An 18542-nucleotide genomic window follows, 5' to 3' on the forward strand; every position below is an offset into this window, starting at 1 on the left:
AAATATCGGAAATAAATGAATGGAAGTCTAAAGGTTTCGTTAAAATAAAACTTAAATTATTATCTTCTTAAGCTTTTAATAAGTTCTTCAATTTGCGAACTTAATTTTTCGGTAACCTCTTTATCTGATATATTAAAAACAATAATATTTCCAGAGGTTGAATTATCCTTATTTTCAAAAGTGTTATTTGTAATGTTGATATTTTTTAATTCATCTTCAAATAAATCTCTTATATCAACATTAAAAATTTCAGCAAGTTTAGGAATATATTGGGACTTAATATCTGAAATTTCATTTTCCCAATTGATATAGGTGCTTCTGTCTAAGCCAAGCATATCGGCAATCTCCTGCTGAGAAAGTTTTGTTTTATTTCTTAATCTTTTTATATTGGTTCCAACCCCCATAATATATATGTTTATACAAATGTAAATATTTTGTCTGGAAGAATCTAAGAGCGTATTAAAAATTTCGGATATACTTGAAGAATTCATTTCAACGAAGGAGAAGTCCTTAAAGTATAAGAGATTATTATAAACGGATATTTGGGGAAAACTTAAGATGCTGTATGCTTATCCACACTTGTTACATTTTCAGGAGTCCATTTTACCCGTTTGATGAAATCTTTTTCCCGGACAGGGCAGTCTTTGATCTGGCAGACTGGACATGAGATGGGTTTGCAGTCGTCCATATGAAAATTGAACTCAATATTTCTTTTGATATTTTTAGCGAGGAGGAGGATTACTTTCTCCATTTCATTATGAGCATCCCGAAGGCTGTAATACCAGGGAAGCGTAATATGGGCATCAATATGAAGTGAAGCCCCGAACTGCTGGATTTTCATGTTATGTATATCGATCCATTCCGTTCTTCTGTTTTCCTCAAGAATCCTGATGATCTGGTTTAATATTTCAGGATCCTGTTCATCCATAATACCGCTTAATGATTTACGGACGATCTTATAACCTACAAAGATGATATAAAGCCCAAAGCCCAGTGCAACGACAGAGTCCAGCCAGTAGATTTTTGTGAAGTAAACGATCACTAAGCTGATAACAACGCCAAGGGTGGTAATGGTATCTGACTGCAGATGCTTTCCGGATGAAATAAGTACCAGTGAATTTTCTTTTTCTCCTTTCTTTATGGAAATATAGCCCAGCAAATAATTAACAATAGCTGTCGCTGCAATGATCCATATTCCAAGGTCGATCTTACTAAGGGTTTTTCCAACAATAAGACTGTGAATTCCTTCATAGATGATCATTATCCCTGCAATGGCAATCAATGCTCCCTCAATTCCGGAGGTAACAAATTCTACCTTTCCGTGGCCATAAGGATGGTCTTCATCTTTTGGCTTCGCTGCCAGATGAAGAGAATAAAGACCCATGAACGCGCTGATGACATTCACGATACTTTCCATAGCATCAGAGAATACGGCATCGGAATTGGTGAGCTTCCAGGCAATGATCTTTCCGATGAAAAGAATGACTCCAAAGGCAGCGATGATCTTTTGGAATCCTATTTTATCTTTATGGATATTTTTCTGGGTATTCATACGAGTTTGATAAAAAAAAGAATCTCAATTCTGAGACTCTTTTTATTTTGTTAGTTTATACTAAGTTGTTTGCTATAAGATATTCTGCGATTTGTACAGCGTTCGTTGCGGCTCCTTTCCTCAGGTTGTCTGCTACGATCCAGAGGTTCAGTGTCTTCGGCTGTGAGAGATCCCGTCTTATTCTTCCTACAAAAACTTCATCTTTTCCTTCGGAGTATAGCGGCATAGGGTAGTGGTTGTTTTTCACATCATCCATTACAATTACTCCTGGTGTTTCGGACAAAATCTTTCTGACTTCTTCCAGGTCAAACTCATTTTCGAATTCAATATTTACACTCTCTGAGTGACCTCCCTGAACCGGAACTCTTACGGCGGTTGCTGTTAAATTGAAAGTGTCATCCCCTAAGATTTTCTTAGGTTCTTTCATCAGCTTAATTTCTTCTTTCGTATAATCGTCATCAGCAAATACGTCGCAGTGAGGCAAAGCATTTTTGAAGATCTGGTAAGGGTAAACCTTCGCGATGGAATCATCACCGGTGATCTCAGAGTTTAGCTGGTCAACAGCCGCTTTACCTGTTCCTGTTACAGATTGGTAGGTGGAAACGATCACTCTTTTTAAATCATATTTTTTGTTCAAAGGTCCTAAAACCATTACTAGCTGAATGGTAGAACAGTTCGGATTGGCAATAATTTTGTCTTCTTTAGTCAAAACATCAGCGTTGATCTCAGGAACTACTAATTTTTTATCAGGATCCATTCTCCAGGCTGAAGAATTGTCGATCACTGTTGTTCCTGCTTCTGCAAATAAGGGAGCGAATTCAAGAGAAGTCGAACCTCCTGCAGAGAAGATGGCGATATCCGGTTTGGCAGCTATAGCGTCCTTCATGCTTACAATCGTAAATTCCTTCTGTTTATACTTCACCTTCTTGCCTACAGATTTTTCGGATGCTACCGGAATTAATTCTGTTACAGGGAAGTTTCTCTCCTCCAAAACTTTAAGCATAACTTGTCCAACCATTCCTGTTGAACCTACTACAGCTACTTTCATTGATTTAAATTAAAATTTTAAGATTAAATTATTTATAAATTATAACGCATCATGTATAATTTCTTTTCTATTTTTAAGCCCCGAAAACTCTTGTCCAGGGGAATGCAAATGCAAATAAGCCTACTGCGATCAAGCCCATAGCAACAACCCCTAATGAGATCGTATCGTTGGATTTTACTTTTTTGTTGACGATCGTCATCAATACCGCTGCAATAAGCATAGAGAATGGATGTTCAACATATTGGAACCTTAAAGCCGCATTCTTCATTACTTCTCCCATGTTTAAGCCTTTAGAGAAAGTAGTGACTAACATAATGATTCCCAATAAGAACTGAACGTGGAAAAAGATCATTGTGAACAGTGTGGTTTTCTTTAAAAATTTGTTCACTTTTCCACTGAAACCGAACATGGTAGCCAAAAGTGCAATGATAAATAATGTCACCAAAAGAATCTCAAGATACCCGAATCCTTTATGGGCATTAAGTAAAATGTTGTAAAAATCCATAATCCTATTTTTTTGTACACAAAGATAGCAAAAATCCCGGCTCAAAGCCGGGATTCATATTTATAAAATCTAATGTTCTGATAGTATTAGAAGTTGAATGATAGGGTTGCAGCCCAAGTAGTTCCGAAACCGAAGTAAGCACGGTTACCTGTTGCAATACCTTTATACATCATACCCAATTGCTCGTAAGTTTGATTAGCTGTATTAAGTGTTTTTCCATCAGCCAAATATCTTGGTTTGTCATCAGCAAATATACTAGTCGCAGAGTCAGAGATATAGATTGTATTAAACAAGTTATAAACGTTAGCACCGATAGTAAAGTACTGAGATTGATCTTTTAATCTGATCTTGTAAGAGAAACCTACATCAAATAAGTTGAAATCAGGTAATTTTAATACTCCTCTTTCCTGAGCGGTAACATTGGTAAATGCTCCTGCATCAACTGTAGAATATAGCTTACCAACATATCTCCAGGTTCCGAAGATATTAAGATCTTTCACTGGTTTTACAGTAAGTCCTAATGATGCAGTCATCTGTGGTATACTGTTGTTACCAGATCCTCCAACTTTTACTTTATCCAGATACAATTGATCACCTGAAGCACCCGCTAAAGTAAGAGGATTATTGTTATCATCAAATGCAGCTACAGTAGCATTTCCTTTGTAATAGTAATCTCCCCAAGAGAACATCCCCTGAAATTCAAGGAAGCTTGTTGGTTTGTATACTCCATCAAATTCTACACCTTGGTGAACTTCTGTAATACCGTTGATTTCAGCATAACCTGTAGTTGTTGAAGCGTCAGGTAATGTGAACGTCTGGTTAGTTTTTCTTAACCATCTGTCTTTCCATTGAGTTCTATATAGGTTAACATTGGCTGAGAATTTTGAAGATCTGAATCCATATCCAATTTCTGCTGAAGAAATTTTTTCGTTTGTCAGATACGGGTTTATAAGTTGCTGGTTACTTGGGTAAACAGTATTCAGGAAAGGCTGTTTGCTGTAATAACCTAAGTTTGCAAAAACATTATGATGTTCGTTGATGTTATAGTTAGCCCCTCCTTTAATGTTATAACCAAAGATATCCTTAAATCCTGTTTTTGTATTAATAGTTTGGCCCTTTAGAGTACTTCCGTCCACTACAAAGTTATCAATTCTTTGATAAGACTGGTTAGAAACTGATCCCTGTAAGAATGCTGATAAGTTATCTTTTGAGTACTCTACCTGTGCGAATCCACTGTACCAAAGAACTTCTCCGTCATTGCTGTATCCTACCTGATCTTCAGCTGGAGCTATTTTACCTCCAAAAGGATTCCATGTAAGTTTTTTATAATCATAAAGTGAATTTACGATTCTTGGTGTCGCTATATTTTTGTTAGCATTATCTTTGTATCCTGCAGCTCCGTAAAGGTCTGTAAGGACTTGATAGTGGTAACCGTAGTAGTATCTGTCATCAGTACCTACTGAGAAATTCCAATTATCATTAATTTTGTGCTGGAAGTTAGCCAAGATACCATACCAGTTATGAGAATTTATGCTTGATCTACGAACGATCGTGCTACCTGCGCCGGCAGTATTTAAATCGACTGCCGCATTAGCTGCAAATATAGCATCATAATTAATATGTCCAGCATCATCAGTAAAGCTTACATCATTGATGGTTTTAGATCCAAGCCTACCAAGATCTCCAGTTCCACCACCTCTACCGTTTGACATATATAAAACTGTACTTAGCTTAGACTTTTCATTCATTGTCCAATCCCAGTTCAACATCATTACAGGCTTAGAATAATAGTTGGCTCTATTGGCTAAAGCAACTTTTCTACCAGTAGCATCTGTATAATATCCGAAATCTGAATTATATCTTCTGTATGGCGTTTTTCCATCGTAATCAGGATTATAGTTGATGTAATTCTGGATAGTAGGAGCAAAAGTTCTCTGGTCGTGCCATTGAGGCGCAGATGTTATTGTAAACTGTAAGTTATGCTTTTTATTGATTTCATAACCTAATGCAAAGAAATATGCATAAGATTCATAATCTGTATTTTCGATATAAGTACCTCCGGCTTGTCTGCTCATTAAGAATGATGCGGCGACACCGTCTTTAGACTTTCCTGTATTGTAAGCGAAAGATGTTTTTAAATAATCGTTGTTACCAACACCTAATCTAATTGTACCACCTTTTTTCATATCTGCTGAACGAGTAAGAAAGTTTACTGTTCCTCCTACAGATGCAATTGCCAGTTTAGACGATCCTAAACCTCTCTGAACCTGTAAGGTACTTGTCACGTCAGATAATCCTGTCCAGTTGGAGAAGTATACGGTACCTCCTTCCATATCATTTACAGGCATACCGTTTACCATCACTGCGATGTTTCTTGATTCGAAACCTCTGATGGTAAGACCTCCATCTCCAAAACCTCCTCCTGATTTTGTAGCGTAAACTGATGGAGTAGTGTTCAAAATCTCAGGTAACTCCTGGTTACCTAATCTTTCTGCAAGTTGTGCCGCTTTGATTGTAGATGCAGCAACAGGTGTCTTTCTATCTTTAGCGATATCGGTAACACCTCTTAAAATTACCTCTTCAATGTCTTTAGACTTAGTTTGTACTGTGTCCTGAACTTGTTGAGCATAATAAACACTAGCTGTAGATAAAGTAATAACCGCAGTTAGTATTGATTTGTTGATTAATTTCATAATCGTTAGTAATAATTAGATTTAATTTTCTGCAAAATTCGCAAAATAAAATTTAACTATTATTAACTCAATGTTAATTTTTAATTAATCTTAATAGTCTTAATGTGCTGATTTGTAGTGTTGTAGGGTAAAATTGAATTTCTATATGAAAAAAGTCATGTTGTTAAATTTTTAACAAAGTGGGGGTGTTTTTGTTAAAAATTCAAAACTATTTCACTGCTTTGAGACTCAAATCTATATTTTCAGCCGAGTGGGTAAGGGCACCTGCAGAGATGAATGTTACACCTGTGGAAGCGATTTCTTTAAGCATATCACGGGTAATTCCTCCTGAAGCTTCAGACTCACATGAACCGTTGATCATTTTTACAGCCTGCTTCATTGTCTTAACATCCATATTATCAAGCATGATCCTGTCTACTTTCGCATTGATTGCCTCCTGAACCTCTTCAAGGTTTCTTGTTTCAACCTCTATTTTAAGCTTTTTCTTGTTCTTTTTAACGTAATCTTTAGCCATCTTCACGGCATTGGTGATACTTCCGTTATAATCAATATGATTGTCTTTGAGCATGATCATGTCGTAAAGGCCATACCGGTGATTGGTCCCGCCACCTATGGCAACCGCCCATTTTTCACAAACTCTGAAATTAGGGGTGGTTTTTCTTGTATCTAAAAGTTTAGTTTTGGTACCTACTAACCTTGAATCCCAGTCATGGGTAAGCGTTGCAATACCACTCATCCTCTGCATACAGTTGAGGATAAGTCTTTCTGTGGAAAGAATAGACCTGGCGCTTCCGGTTACGATAAGAGCGATGTCTCCCACTTTTGCCGGATCTCCATCCTTAAGGAAGGTTTCTATTTTCAGGGTTTTGTCAAACGTCTTAAAAATAATTTCTGCCAGCTCAACACCTGCCAGAATGCAGTCTTGCTTCACTAAAAGCTTTGCGCTCTGCTTCAAATCCTCCGGAATGGTGGAAAGGGTAGAATGATCTCCATCCTGAATGTCTTCTTCCAAAGCATTTTTGATGAATTGCTTTAAAACTTTATCTGTTGCGTAGCTTGGTCTTTTCATTGTATATGCTTTTAGACTAGATCTTTATTATAAAATGCCCCTTTGTTTTCTGTCATTTCCATAGACTGGGTAATGATAAGAAGGGCAACGGTTGTCAGATTTCTTAGCTCTGATAATTGTGGAGAAAGAATAGAATAGTGGTAGATCTCATCAACGGCTGCTGCAATTTCCTGATGCTTCTGTAATGCCATATTCAGACGCCTGTTGCTTCTTACAATACCTACCAGGTCACTCATCATTTCCTGAAGCTGCTTTCTGAGATAGCTTATGATTACCATCTCATCCATGATCTTCATTCCTTCTTCATTCCATTCCGGAACGGCTTTCAGATCATCGAAATTGAAGCTGTTCTCCTTTAGCAATGCTACTGTTTTCATGGCAGCATTATGTCCGAAAACCAACCCTTCAAGCAGGGAATTTGAAGCAAGTCTGTTGGCACCGTGAAGTCCTGAATTTGTACATTCTCCCACGGCAAAAAGGTTATTAATGGAAGACTGGCCATCTCTGTCTACTTCAATGCCACCCATCAGGTAGTGGCAAGCCGGTACAACAGGGATCAGCTGAGTAAAGGGATCAATTCCCTCGTCTTTACATTTTTTATAGATATTCGGGAAATGTTCCAGAAATCTTTCCTGGTTCATCTCATGACAGTCCAGGCCTACATATTCGTCGCCTGAAATTTTCATTTCATTGTCAATGGCTCTGGCAACAATATCTCTTGAGGCCAGCTCTTCACGTTCATCATATTTGTGCATGAACTTTTCGCCTCTTTTTGTTCTTAATTTTGCGCCGTCTCCGCGTACTGCCTCAGAAATAAGGAACAGCATTCCATCGATCTTATTGTAAAGTGCTGTAGGGTGGAACTGGTAATACTGCATATTGGAAACCTTCCCTTTCGCACGGGCTACGAAAGCGATTCCGTCTCCTGTGGCAATGGTAGGGTTGGTTGTGTTCTTGTAAACATGTCCTGCACCACCGGTAGCAACCAGTGTTATTTTGGATGTGATCTTCTTGATCTTTTTGGATTTTTCATCCAGAATATAGGCCCCATAGCAATGAATATCCCCTTCGTTAAGCTCTTTGCCTGGAACATGGTGCTGCGTAATGATATCAATAACGTAATGATGATCAAGGATTTCAATATTTGGGCTGCTGTTCGCAGTGGCCAGCAAGGCTCTTTCGATTTCAAATCCTGTAATGTCCTTATGATGGACGATCCTGTTCTCGGTATGACCTCCTTCTCTTCCCAAAGCGAATTTGCCGTTTTTCATATCGAACTGAGCTCCCCATTCTACAATTTCATTAAATCTTGCAGGAGCTTCTTTCACAACCATTTCCACTACGTCACGCTTGTTAGCGCCGTCTCCCGCACGCATGGTATCTTCAATATGTTTTTCAAAATTGTCTTTTTGAAAGTCTGTGACTACTGCGAGCCCACCCTGTGCATATTTGGTGTTGCTTTCGTCTTCATCTGATTTTGTTACGATGATGATTTTGGCATCAGGGAGCTGTTCAGACACTTTAATGGCATAGGAAAGTCCGGAAATGCCGGAACCGATTACTAATACATCCGCTTTTATCATAGGCTTGCTTTAGGTACAACCGTTTAAATATTAAATAAATTTAAACAATTTTTCGTTTGGTTTTCTTACTTTTTTCATGTGCTGGAAAGGGTCTTCTTCAGAACGGTAGCCTAAAGCGAGGGTAACGGTTACTTTCTCTGTTTCGGGATTGATCTTCAGGATCTCTTCTATCAGATCCTGGCGGAAGCCTTCCATAGGGCATGAGTCTATGTTTTCAATAGCAGCGGCATACATCAGATTAGCCAATACGATATAAGACTGCTTTTCTGCCCAGTTGAAGATTTCATCCTGTGTTTTTTGGCTGATATGCTGATTAATGCTGTCTCTGAACGGATCAAGTTTCTCAACAGGAGTTTCCCTTACTTCAGAAATATGATTAAAATACCCCCGGATATAATTCTCTTCAATGATCTTCTTTGAAATAATTACGATCAGGTGGGAACAGGTAGATATCTGAGAAGGATTGTAAAAAGCCGGAATCAGCTTCTGTTTCATTTCTTCACTCTCAACAATGATGATCTTATAAGGCTGAAGGCCCATCGAACTGGGAGACAGCTTTCCTGACTCAAGAATACTGTGAAGGGTTTCCTGAGGAATAATTTGATTATTAAATTTTTTTACAGAATATCTTCTGCTTAAAGCTTCCAAATAATTCATAGCACAAATTTAAGAATTGAATGTGAATAAAGTGTCCTTAAAACAAAATATCTCCTGTTGGCTAATAAAAAATCACTCCGGCTTTCGGAGTGATTCTTTAATATTAAGGGAAAGTGTGATTAATCTCTGTTTTTTACAACAATCCAGCCTGAGAAATTGATTGGAGTGCTGTTTTTGTTATTCTCTTTCCATGAAATAGAATACCAGTAATTTCCTGTTGGAACTTTCTTGCTTCCATTGGTGGTTCCTGCCCATTTATAACCGTTGGATTTGTCGGCCTGGAATATTTTATAACCGTATCTGTCGAAGATTCCTATCTCCAGGTTCTGTTTTCCGGATAGTGCGGAATAATCAACGAAATCGTTGATGCCGTCATCATTCGGAGTGATTACATTGATAAGGTTAGGAACGGTGATGTTGATTTCGATAGGCTCACAGTTATAGCTGTCTTTTACAAATATTTTAGCCTCACCTCTTGCGACATTGGTAAAGGTATTGGAATCCTGCCAACTAATATTATCCATCGAATACTGATAAGGAGGGGCGCCTCCATTGGCATACACGGTGACTGTGTTTCCTGATATGTCAATACTGGTCACAACCGGATTTTCAGCAGGATATACCGTTACGGCCTGCAGGGCAATACAATCTCCGGTTTTTAATTTTACCCAATATGTACCTACTCCTACATCCTTGATGCTTTGTGTAGTTGCTCCTGTGCTCCATTCGTAGCTTTGGAAACCGGCTCCTGCATCTAAAGTGGTTTTGCTTTCCATACAGATGGTTTGATCTTTTAGCACTCTGGAAAATACCGGAGGAATTACTGTTAATGTAACTTTAGCGATAGAATAGCATCCGTTTGAGTTAAACACTTTTATATAGGCCACACCGGTAGGAGCGATGTATGCTGCCGGTGTAGTGATCTCATTGGTGTCATTGATTGCGTCGGTTAATGACGGATAATATTTTTTGGTAAGTCCACCCTGAGAAACTATAGCGCCCAAAAGATTAAAAGAAGCCATAGACGTATTGCCTTCAATAAAGCAGGATTTTAATTCGGTATCATTAACAACTACGACAGGATAGAGGTTTAATGTGATTTTGGCGGTACTTACACAGCCTTGAGAAGTCGTTACCTTTACATATATTGTAGCGGCTCCGGATGCGTAAGCAGAAGGATTGGTGATCTGATTGGTGCCATTATTCAGATCATACAGGGTAGGGTAGAATTCTTTAGTGACTCCAGTAAGCGTTGTGACGTTGGCTGAATTAAGATCAAATGTTGCTGTTCCGGCATTGTTATTATTACATCCGGTAAGGCTTGCATCAGTCGCTGCAAAAGGAGTTGGATTAAGCTGGATAACGCCGTCTCCATTATCACAAAGAGTGGAAGTCGGGTCTTTGACAATTACCTTGATCGTAGTATTCCCTGAATATTGGAAGCTTGAAGGATTAGCGATGGGGGTAGGGCTTCCCAGTACATAATAGGTGAATATATAATTTCCAGGATTATTGACAAACTGGTCATTATACGAAGTAAGATCTACTACGCCATTTCCGGTTGCGGGATTTGTACATACAAACGGAGTAACGGTGTTGCTTAAAATAGGAACTTTGTCCACAAATACCATCACATTCTTAATGGAGTGCCTTGCACTTGCTCCTCCGGTTGCAGCAGAAAAGCCAAAATATCCTTGTGACATACCTACCGCACCGCCTGAAGGCGCAAAAGACTGATCAACAATAAGCGTTCCGTTTATTCTTACTTTAATAATCCAGTTGGTTGGGTTGGTAAGATCTGTTTCTCCGTTTACTTCCACGTGCCTATAGGTATCCCCTACAAATGGCTCGGTAGGATTGAGGTCAGGAGAATGGAATGTACTTCCTGCTGTATTGTTGAATTCAATATTGTTGCCGGCAGTATTGTTTGTTCCGTACAGGATATGTACTTTACTCATCTGCCCTTCGGTGGTATTGTTGAATATATCGAAGCCTACCATCAGTCCGGAGGCATTTGCCGGAATACCTAATCCTCCTCCCGATACAAATCCTGTAGGAGGATTGGCCAGGTACCAGAATGTGAAGCCGTCCCCTCTTCCGAATTGTGTGGTTCCGTTTCCGTCGATTCTAAAATCAAATTCCACTTTCCATTTATCGCAATAGCTGAGGGTAATGGGTGTAGATAGCTTAACAGCTCCATATCTGCTGGTCTGGTCGGTCGTAAGCCTTACAAAGTCTCCGCTTACTACGGCGTCAGAGACAAGATCCCAACCTGTAGTGTTGACAGGGTTCCCGGTAAGTTGATAGGTTTGGGAAGATAGTTTTCCGGGAAGGTATAGTAATGTGGCCAGTAAAAAAATGAGTATATCTTTTTTCATGATGGATGGATTGTGATGTTGTTGGTTTTATAATAATCTTAAATTTAAAGTGTTAATCATAATTGATGGCTAAGTTAATCTGGCCATTTTTCTAATGTTCCTATATTTAAAATCAGAACTACCCCGGTATGAAGAGGTAGTCCCGATGCTAAAAGCTTATTCTCTGTTCTTTACCAATACCCACCCTGAATATTTAGTTTCGGTATTGTTTTTATTGTCTTCATTCCATGAGATGGTATACCAGTAGGTACCTGTAAGAACCTTTTTACCTGATGAGGTGCCGTCCCATGTGAAATTTCTCATTTTATCTGCCTCATAAAGTTTGTTTCCATATCTGTCATAGACGATGAATACCAGATTTTTCTTATATGCCAGAGCAGAATAATCAATGAAATCATTTACGTTGTCTCCATTTGGAGTGATGGCATTGATCAGATTGGGAACGGTGATCTGAACTTCAACAGGGGGACAGTTATAGAAATCTTTTACAAAGACTCTCACCTCTCCTCTTGCCAGACCTGTAAATATATTGGAAGGTTGCCAGTTTTGTCCGTCTAGGGAATACTGATAAGGAGGAGTTCCTCCTGATACATTTACCGTAATTTTATTATTGTCAATATCGATGCTCGAGATAACAGGATTAGGAGACGGATTTATTTTTACGGTCTGGGTTGTGATACAATCGCCTGTTTTCAGTTTTACCCAATAAAGGCCTACACCAACATCTGTGATAGATGCAGTTGTCGCTCCGGTACTCCATTCGTATCCGTCAAAACCGGTACCTGCATCCAGATCTGTTTTCTCACCGATGCAGAGGGTTTTGTCTTTCAGTATGGCAGATTTAACAGGAGGAAGAACAACAAGATTGATTTTGGCAATGGCAAAGCATCCGTTGGCATCCGTTACTTTTGCGTATACAGCAGTGTTTGTTGACAGATATTGAAGAGGGTTCATGATCTCATTGGTTCCCTCTAATGCATTGGCTGTCGTTGTGTAATATTTTTTGCTGACTCCGCTGGTTAGGGAGGTTACATCAGCGGTAGTAAGATCAAATATTGCACTGGAAATATTGTTTTCGATGAAGCATGATCTGATAGTAGCTTCTTTTACGGGAGTGTCGGGGTAAAAAGCCAGGGTAATTTTTGCTGTGCCGGTACATCCCTGGGGGGTCGTTACTTTTACGTAAACAATTCCCGGAGCGGATATGTAATTGTCAGGGTACAGAATTTCATTTGTATCTGTATTCAGATCTGCAAGGGTTTTATAGTATTTTTTTGTTACCCCCGGAACATTTGTTACGTTGGCGGAATTCAGATTGAATGTGGCTGTTCCTGCCTTATTGTTGTTACATGCGGTGAGGGTTTGGTCTTCCGCTTTAAAAGGTGCAAGGACCAGAAGGATTTTTCCGTCAGGATTATCACACAATATCCCTGCATTATCTTTTATAACGACTGTTACGGTTGTATTGGCATTGAACTGATAGTTGGCGGGATTGGCTATTGGTGTCGAACTGCCAAAGGGGTAGTAAGTAAAGGTATAATTCCCGGGATTGCTGACGAACTGAGAATTGAAAGTTGTCAGATTCACACTTCCGTATCCGGTAGTAGGATTAGGACAGAAAGACTGGGTAGCGGAGTTCTGTAAAATAGGAACCTTATCAGTGTATATTTTTACATTTTTAATAGAATGTCTTGACCTTGCGCCCCCTGTAGATGCCGAAAACCCGAAGTAGCCTACCGTCATTGCCGCTGCAGTGCCTGAAGGAGCGAAAGACTGGTTGCAGATTAAATTGCCATCAATTGTTATTTTTACGATCCAGTTGGTGGGAACGGCGGGATCAACTTCAGCGGTTACTTCAACGTGCTTGTAGGTAGTACCCTGAAAAGGCTGGGTCGTATTCAGATCCGGGGAGTGGAAAGAGCTGCCTGCAACATTAAAGAATTCTACGTTGTTGGTGTCCGTTGTATTGGGAACTTGTCCGTAAGCAACATGTACTTTGCTCATCGTTGCAGTTGTAGTATTGTTGTAAGTGTCAAACCCTACGATAAAGCCAACTGCATTCTGGGAAACTCCAAGGCCGGAACCTAATACGCTGGCAACGGGAGGATTGGCAAGGTACCAAAACGCAATGCCATCTCCGTTGGAGGTTTGGTTAGAATCCATTCTGAAGTCGAATTCTACTCTCCATTTGTCACAGTATTTTAGGTTGATAGGTTCATTCAGCCTGATAGAACCGGATTGGTTGTTGGTATCCGGAGTGAGTTGAATAAAATCCCCATTCACACTTGCTGTGGGGACTACAGTCCATCCGGCGGTATTGACGGGGTTGCCTGTTAACTGATAGGTTTGGGAAAAAGATCTTCCCGACGATATACAGATTAAAAAAACCGTTACATAAAATAATAGATTTTTATTCATTTACTTGGGACTTAGATTAATAGGTAAAGATATTAAATCCCAATCAATAAATGTTTATTTAATGTTAATTTTGTTAAAAATTTCAATTATTATTCAAAAAATATTATTTCTTGTGATAAAATAATGAATGTATTACATGAAAATCTATATTTGTGTTAATGGTATTAGAAGAGGGAGCTATTCTCAAGCCCCTCAAAATAAGTATCGATCTCAAGGTCGGAAGAGGCTGCTGCGGCTACGGCCAGCTTATCACAAAGCTCATTCTCGAAATGTCCTGCATGGCCCTTTATCCAATGCATCTTAGGAGTATGCTTGTTATATAGCTCAACGAACTTTTTCCAAAGATCCGGGTTTTTTACATTTTTCCAGCCTCTTTTTACCCATCCTGAAATCCAGTTTTGGTTGATGGCATCAGAGACATATTTGCTGTCCGTGTACACGTGAATATCATTTTCGGTTGATTTCAGCTTTTCCAATGCCGTGATGACAGCCAGAAGTTCCATTCTGTTGTTGGTGGTTTTTCGAAAACCCTTGGAAAATGTTTTCTGATAATTTTTTTCAGGAACACGCATAAGAATTCCGTATCCTCCTTTTCCTGGATTTCCGCTGCAAGCTCCGTCGGTGTAAATTTCGATTCTCAAATCTGTTTGTAAAATTGAATTATCTGATGTAAAATAGAGTCTTAATTTTTAAACCTTAAAATGGAAAATCGTCATCGTCATCAAAATCATTCATGGATGAACCTGAAAGTTTTGAACTGTCCGGAAGGTCAAATGCTGCTCCTGGCTGGATAGTCGTCTTGATCTTATCAAAACCGCTTGGTTCACCGAAGTTGGAAGGATATCCTCCTCCTGAGCCACCATCAAAGGCTGCTTCGATGTCTCCGAATTTTGCAAAATGTTTTAAGAAAGATAGTCTGACATCCGCTGTAGCACCATTCCTGTGCTTTGCGATGATCAGCTCCGCCTGGTTTTCTGTAGATGTTTCCTGCCCTTCTTCATCATTGTCCCAAACGGCAATTTTATAATATTCCGGTCTGAAGATGAAAGATACGATATCGGCATCCTGCTCGATCGCTCCTGATTCCCTAAGATCCGAAAGCTGAGGTCTTTTCCCGGGACGGGTTTCCACACTTCTTGAAAGCTGGGAAAGTGCAATTACCGGAACATTAAGTTCTTTTGCAATAGCTTTTAATGAACGTGAGATCATGGAAATCTCCTGTTCACGGTTTCCGACTCCTTTACCGCCACCACCTGCAGTCATCAGCTGAAGGTAGTCGACCATGATAAGCCTTACTCCGTGCTGCATTACCAGTCTCCGGCATTTTGCCCGGAAGTCGAATATCGAAAGGGAAGGTGTTTCGTCAATATACAAAGGAGCATTTTCCAATTCGGAAACGTTGGAGAAAAGTCTCTGCCATTCCTCATCATCCAGAGTTCCTTTTCTTAGTTTTTCAGAAGAAATTCTGGTTTCAGAAGCGATCATCCTTGTGATAAGCTGTACAGAAGCCATCTCGAGAGAGAAGAGTGCCATAGGAATTTTATGGCCTACTGCAATATTTCTCGCCATTGAAAGAAGGAAGGCTGTTTTCCCCATTGCAGGACGGGCTGCAATAATGATGAGGTCGGAATTCTGCCAGCCCCCGGTTTCCTTATCGACATCTCTGAATCCTGAAGGGACTCCTGAAAGTCCCTGCTTATCCTTTAGAGATTTGATGGTATCAATAGCCTGTTTCACTAGCGAATTGGCTGTGTCAAATCCTTTCTTAATTGTTCCGTTGGTGATTTCAAAGAATGATTGTTCCGCTTTATCCAATAGTTCGAAAACGTCAGTTGATTCCTTATACGAAGAATCAATTACATTCGCTGAAACATTGATAAGGCTTCTCAAAATATATTTTTCAAGAATAACACGTACATGGTATTCAATATGGGCAGATGAACTTACTCCCATGGTTAGGTCGATAATGTAATGATCACCACCTGCCTGGCTGAGCTTATCTTCCTTTTTCAGATCCTGGATGATCGTCATTAAGTCTACCGGGTGGTTGCCTTCATACAGCTTTAAGATGGTAGAAAAGATGACCTGATGTCTGGGATCATAAAATACTTCCGGGGTAAGAAGGTCAATAGAATGATCCAGACCTTTTTTGTCAATCAAAAAAGTTCCTATAACCAGTCTTTCGAAATCTACTGCATTGGGAGGCATTTTTCCATCCGCAATAGACAATTCTTTTGCAAAGTTTCCGTGTGTCAGGGATGATAATGTTTCTTTCTGAGCCATGGTGCAAAGATAGTTTATTTAAAAAATATTCAAAAAATAGTATTCAACAAATTATAAGCAGTTTTTAGGAAAATGCTGTAAACAGGAGGTTGGATATGTTGATAAAAAAATCACCTCGGTCTGAGGTGATTTTTTTAAGTGATACAGTAAAAAACTTATTCTTTATTTTTTACCAATACCCATCCTGAGTATTTGGTTTCGGTATTGTTTTTATTGTCTTCATTCCATGAAATCGTGTACCAGTAAGTTCCGGTTGGGATCTTTTTGCCAAAGGCTGTTCCATCCCATATGTAGTTATTCATTTTATTGGACTCATGAAGTTTGTTTCCATATCTGTCATACACGATGAATATCAGGTTCTTCTTATAAGCAAGTGCTGAATAGTCAATCACATCATTTACGTTATCCCCGTTTGGAGTAATAGCATTGATAAGGTTTGGAACCGTAATGGTAACCTGAATCGGGGTACAGTTGTAAGTATCTTTTACATAGACTGTATTTTCTCCTCTTGGAAGTCCGGTAAAGGTATTGGAGTCCTGCCAGTTGGTGCCATCTATTGAATATTTGTATGGAGGAACCCCGCCTGTAACGGTAACGGTTATATTATTGTTGCTTATTTCTATTCCTGAAACAACAGGCTGTAAGCTGGGATGTATGCGTACCTCCTGAAGAGTGAAGCATTGTCCGGTCTGAAGTTTTACCCAATAAGTGCCAACGCCAACATTGCTGATGGATTGTGTCGTTTCGCCTGTGCTCCATTCATAGCTGTCAAATCCTGGTCCTGCGTCAAGCGTTGTTTTGTCCTCTGCACAGATTGTTTTATCTTTTAGTACGGCAGACTGTACGGGTGGCAATACTTTCAATTCAATTGTAGCGATAGAATAGCATTGGTTAGCGTTATCTACTCTTGCATATACTGTAGTACTTTCTGAAAGATAGTTCAAAGGTGTCGCAATTGGATTGGATTGAGCTTTGGCATCAGCTACTGTTGTATAATATTTTATAATTGTTCCTGTTGGTGTTGGAACAGGTACGCCAATTGAAGCTTTTGAAAGATCAAAGATTGAATGCTTAACATCATTCTCAATATAGCAGCTTTCAAGCACAGCATCCTGCAGCGCAACGACCGGGTGGAATATTAATCTGATGGTAGTTGTGGCTATACATCCGAAAGCAGAGGTCACCTTTACATAGATTGTTGTTTCGGGCGAAACATAGTTCGTCGGATCAGTGATCTCATTGGTGCCTGCATTCATATCTGCGGTAGTAGGATAGTATTTGATGACGGCATTCGTTCCTCCAAATACATTGGCTGTTGTTAGATCATATTTTGCTTTGCCTTCTCCGTTATTATTACATGAATATAAAGTTGCTGAGCTGGCTGTAATACTTGCATTAACAAATTTAAATTCTCCTGTTATAAAACATCCGTTTATAGGGTTGTCGGGATTGTTAGGGTCTCTGTATACTACTCTGTAATAATAAGATGTTGTACCGTTTACTGTTGCTATTGTAAGGGGATTTGCTGCAGTAAGGGCATCGTTGGTATTGTCATGGTAAGTTACAGTGAAATCAGGGCTGTTGCCATTAATGATTCCGGCACTCAGGGTGCTGAAATCAAACTGAGTAGGCAGGGCGCAAACCATAACCTGGCTTGGATCATCATCGTTGGCTGCCGGAATGCCGGGAGGAAGGAATGGATTAGGAGCCAGAGTCTGGTTGTTGAACGCGGAATTTAAACTTGCGGTACCAGACCAGACCATAGAAAAGCCTTGGGCTGAATTGCTATAATTATCAATGATCAGATAATAAGTTTCTCCTGCCACTACATTCATATAAGGGCTCCATTTGCCGCTGTTTCCGCTTGCCGGGTCCAGGTTAATATCCAGTCCCGTATCTCCGGCAGTTCCTGAGTAATTACATCTGATGGGCTGTACAAAAACGTGATCGGCATTCTGTAAAGATGTGCATCCGTTAGTGGTTGGTCCGTAAACTGCAAAATCATAATCATCATCCTGATCATTGGGGCTGATCGTAAATGCAAGTGTCCCTGAAGTTGCAATGGTGAAAGTATACCATACGGACAAGTTTTCATTGCTATTCAGGCATCCTCCGTTTTGAGAAAGGATTTCTACAATTTCTCCATGGCCGGAAGGGTTATAGGAAATATCAGAATTTCCACAGATGGGAATAGCTGTGACACAGTCTGATTGTGAATATACTGCTTGTGTTATCAATAAAATAAAAAGAAGTAGTATTTTTTTCATTATTAAAACAATTTTTTTATAAAACAAGGTTGAGGGTGGAAATAAATTTTTACCAGCATGTTGTTATAAAGGAAAAAAGCCGCCGGGGC

The 18542-nt window shown here is 39.5% G+C and carries 13 protein-coding genes; all 13 read right to left on the reverse strand.

Annotated elements, in window-relative coordinates; genetic code table 11:
* Positions 1–59: 59 nt before the first annotated feature.
* The 13 genes from AC4IF5_RS05950 to AC4IF5_RS06010 all read right to left on the reverse strand — a co-directional run bounded on the left by AC4IF5_RS05950 (position 60) and on the right by AC4IF5_RS06010 (position 18453).
* Positions 60–404, reverse strand: coding sequence for a helix-turn-helix domain-containing protein (locus tag AC4IF5_RS05950; protein ID WP_490732603.1), 345 nt, complete (start codon positions 402–404; stop codon positions 60–62).
* A 149-nt stretch (positions 405–553) separates the two neighbouring features.
* Positions 554–1552: a cation diffusion facilitator family transporter gene (locus AC4IF5_RS05955; RefSeq protein WP_490732605.1), complete on the reverse strand. Its 999-nt coding sequence runs from the start codon at positions 1550–1552 to the stop codon at positions 554–556.
* Positions 1553–1607: 55 nt separating this feature from the next.
* Positions 1608–2600 carry an aspartate-semialdehyde dehydrogenase gene (locus AC4IF5_RS05960; protein ID WP_490732607.1) on the reverse strand — a complete coding sequence of 331 codons (993 nt, stop codon included), beginning with the start codon at positions 2598–2600 and terminating at the stop codon, positions 1608–1610.
* Positions 2601–2673: 73 nt separating this feature from the next.
* Complete coding sequence (locus AC4IF5_RS05965) at positions 2674–3105, reverse strand: hypothetical protein (protein WP_490732609.1); 432 nt, start codon at positions 3103–3105, stop codon at positions 2674–2676.
* Between the two features lie 86 nt (positions 3106–3191).
* Positions 3192–5798, reverse strand: coding sequence for a TonB-dependent receptor (locus tag AC4IF5_RS05970; protein WP_490732611.1), 2607 nt, complete (start codon positions 5796–5798; stop codon positions 3192–3194).
* A gap of 208 nt (positions 5799–6006) precedes the next feature.
* Positions 6007–6867: a carboxylating nicotinate-nucleotide diphosphorylase gene (gene nadC, locus AC4IF5_RS05975; RefSeq protein WP_490732612.1), complete on the reverse strand. Its 861-nt coding sequence runs from the start codon at positions 6865–6867 to the stop codon at positions 6007–6009.
* 11 nt (positions 6868–6878) lie between these two features.
* Positions 6879–8450 carry an L-aspartate oxidase gene (gene nadB / locus AC4IF5_RS05980; RefSeq protein ID WP_490732614.1) on the reverse strand — a complete coding sequence of 524 codons (1572 nt, stop codon included), beginning with the start codon at positions 8448–8450 and terminating at the stop codon, positions 6879–6881.
* Between the two features lie 30 nt (positions 8451–8480).
* A complete protein-coding gene (locus AC4IF5_RS05985) occupies positions 8481–9107 on the reverse strand; it encodes an NAD(P)H-dependent oxidoreductase (RefSeq protein ID WP_490732616.1) in 627 nt (208 codons plus the stop codon).
* Between the two features lie 119 nt (positions 9108–9226).
* Positions 9227–11485, reverse strand: coding sequence for a T9SS type B sorting domain-containing protein (locus AC4IF5_RS05990; protein WP_490732618.1), 2259 nt, complete (start codon positions 11483–11485; stop codon positions 9227–9229).
* A 156-nt stretch (positions 11486–11641) separates the two neighbouring features.
* The gene (locus AC4IF5_RS05995) at positions 11642–13903 is read right to left on the reverse strand and encodes a T9SS type B sorting domain-containing protein (RefSeq protein WP_490732620.1); all 2262 of its coding nucleotides are present in this window, start codon (positions 13901–13903) and stop codon (positions 11642–11644) included.
* 164 nt (positions 13904–14067) lie between these two features.
* A complete protein-coding gene (gene rnhA / locus AC4IF5_RS06000) occupies positions 14068–14544 on the reverse strand; it encodes a ribonuclease HI (RefSeq protein ID WP_490732622.1) in 477 nt (158 codons plus the stop codon).
* Positions 14545–14599: 55 nt separating this feature from the next.
* Entirely contained in the window at positions 14600–16186 is a 1587-nt protein-coding gene (dnaB, locus tag AC4IF5_RS06005; RefSeq protein ID WP_490732623.1) for a replicative DNA helicase, read from the reverse strand.
* A gap of 155 nt (positions 16187–16341) precedes the next feature.
* Positions 16342–18453, reverse strand: a complete 2112-nt coding sequence (locus AC4IF5_RS06010) for a T9SS type B sorting domain-containing protein (protein WP_490732625.1) — start codon at positions 18451–18453, stop codon at positions 16342–16344.
* Between the last annotated feature and the right edge of the window lie 89 nt (positions 18454–18542).

It is taken from the genome of Chryseobacterium sp. UF-290 (genome assembly GCF_058245615.1).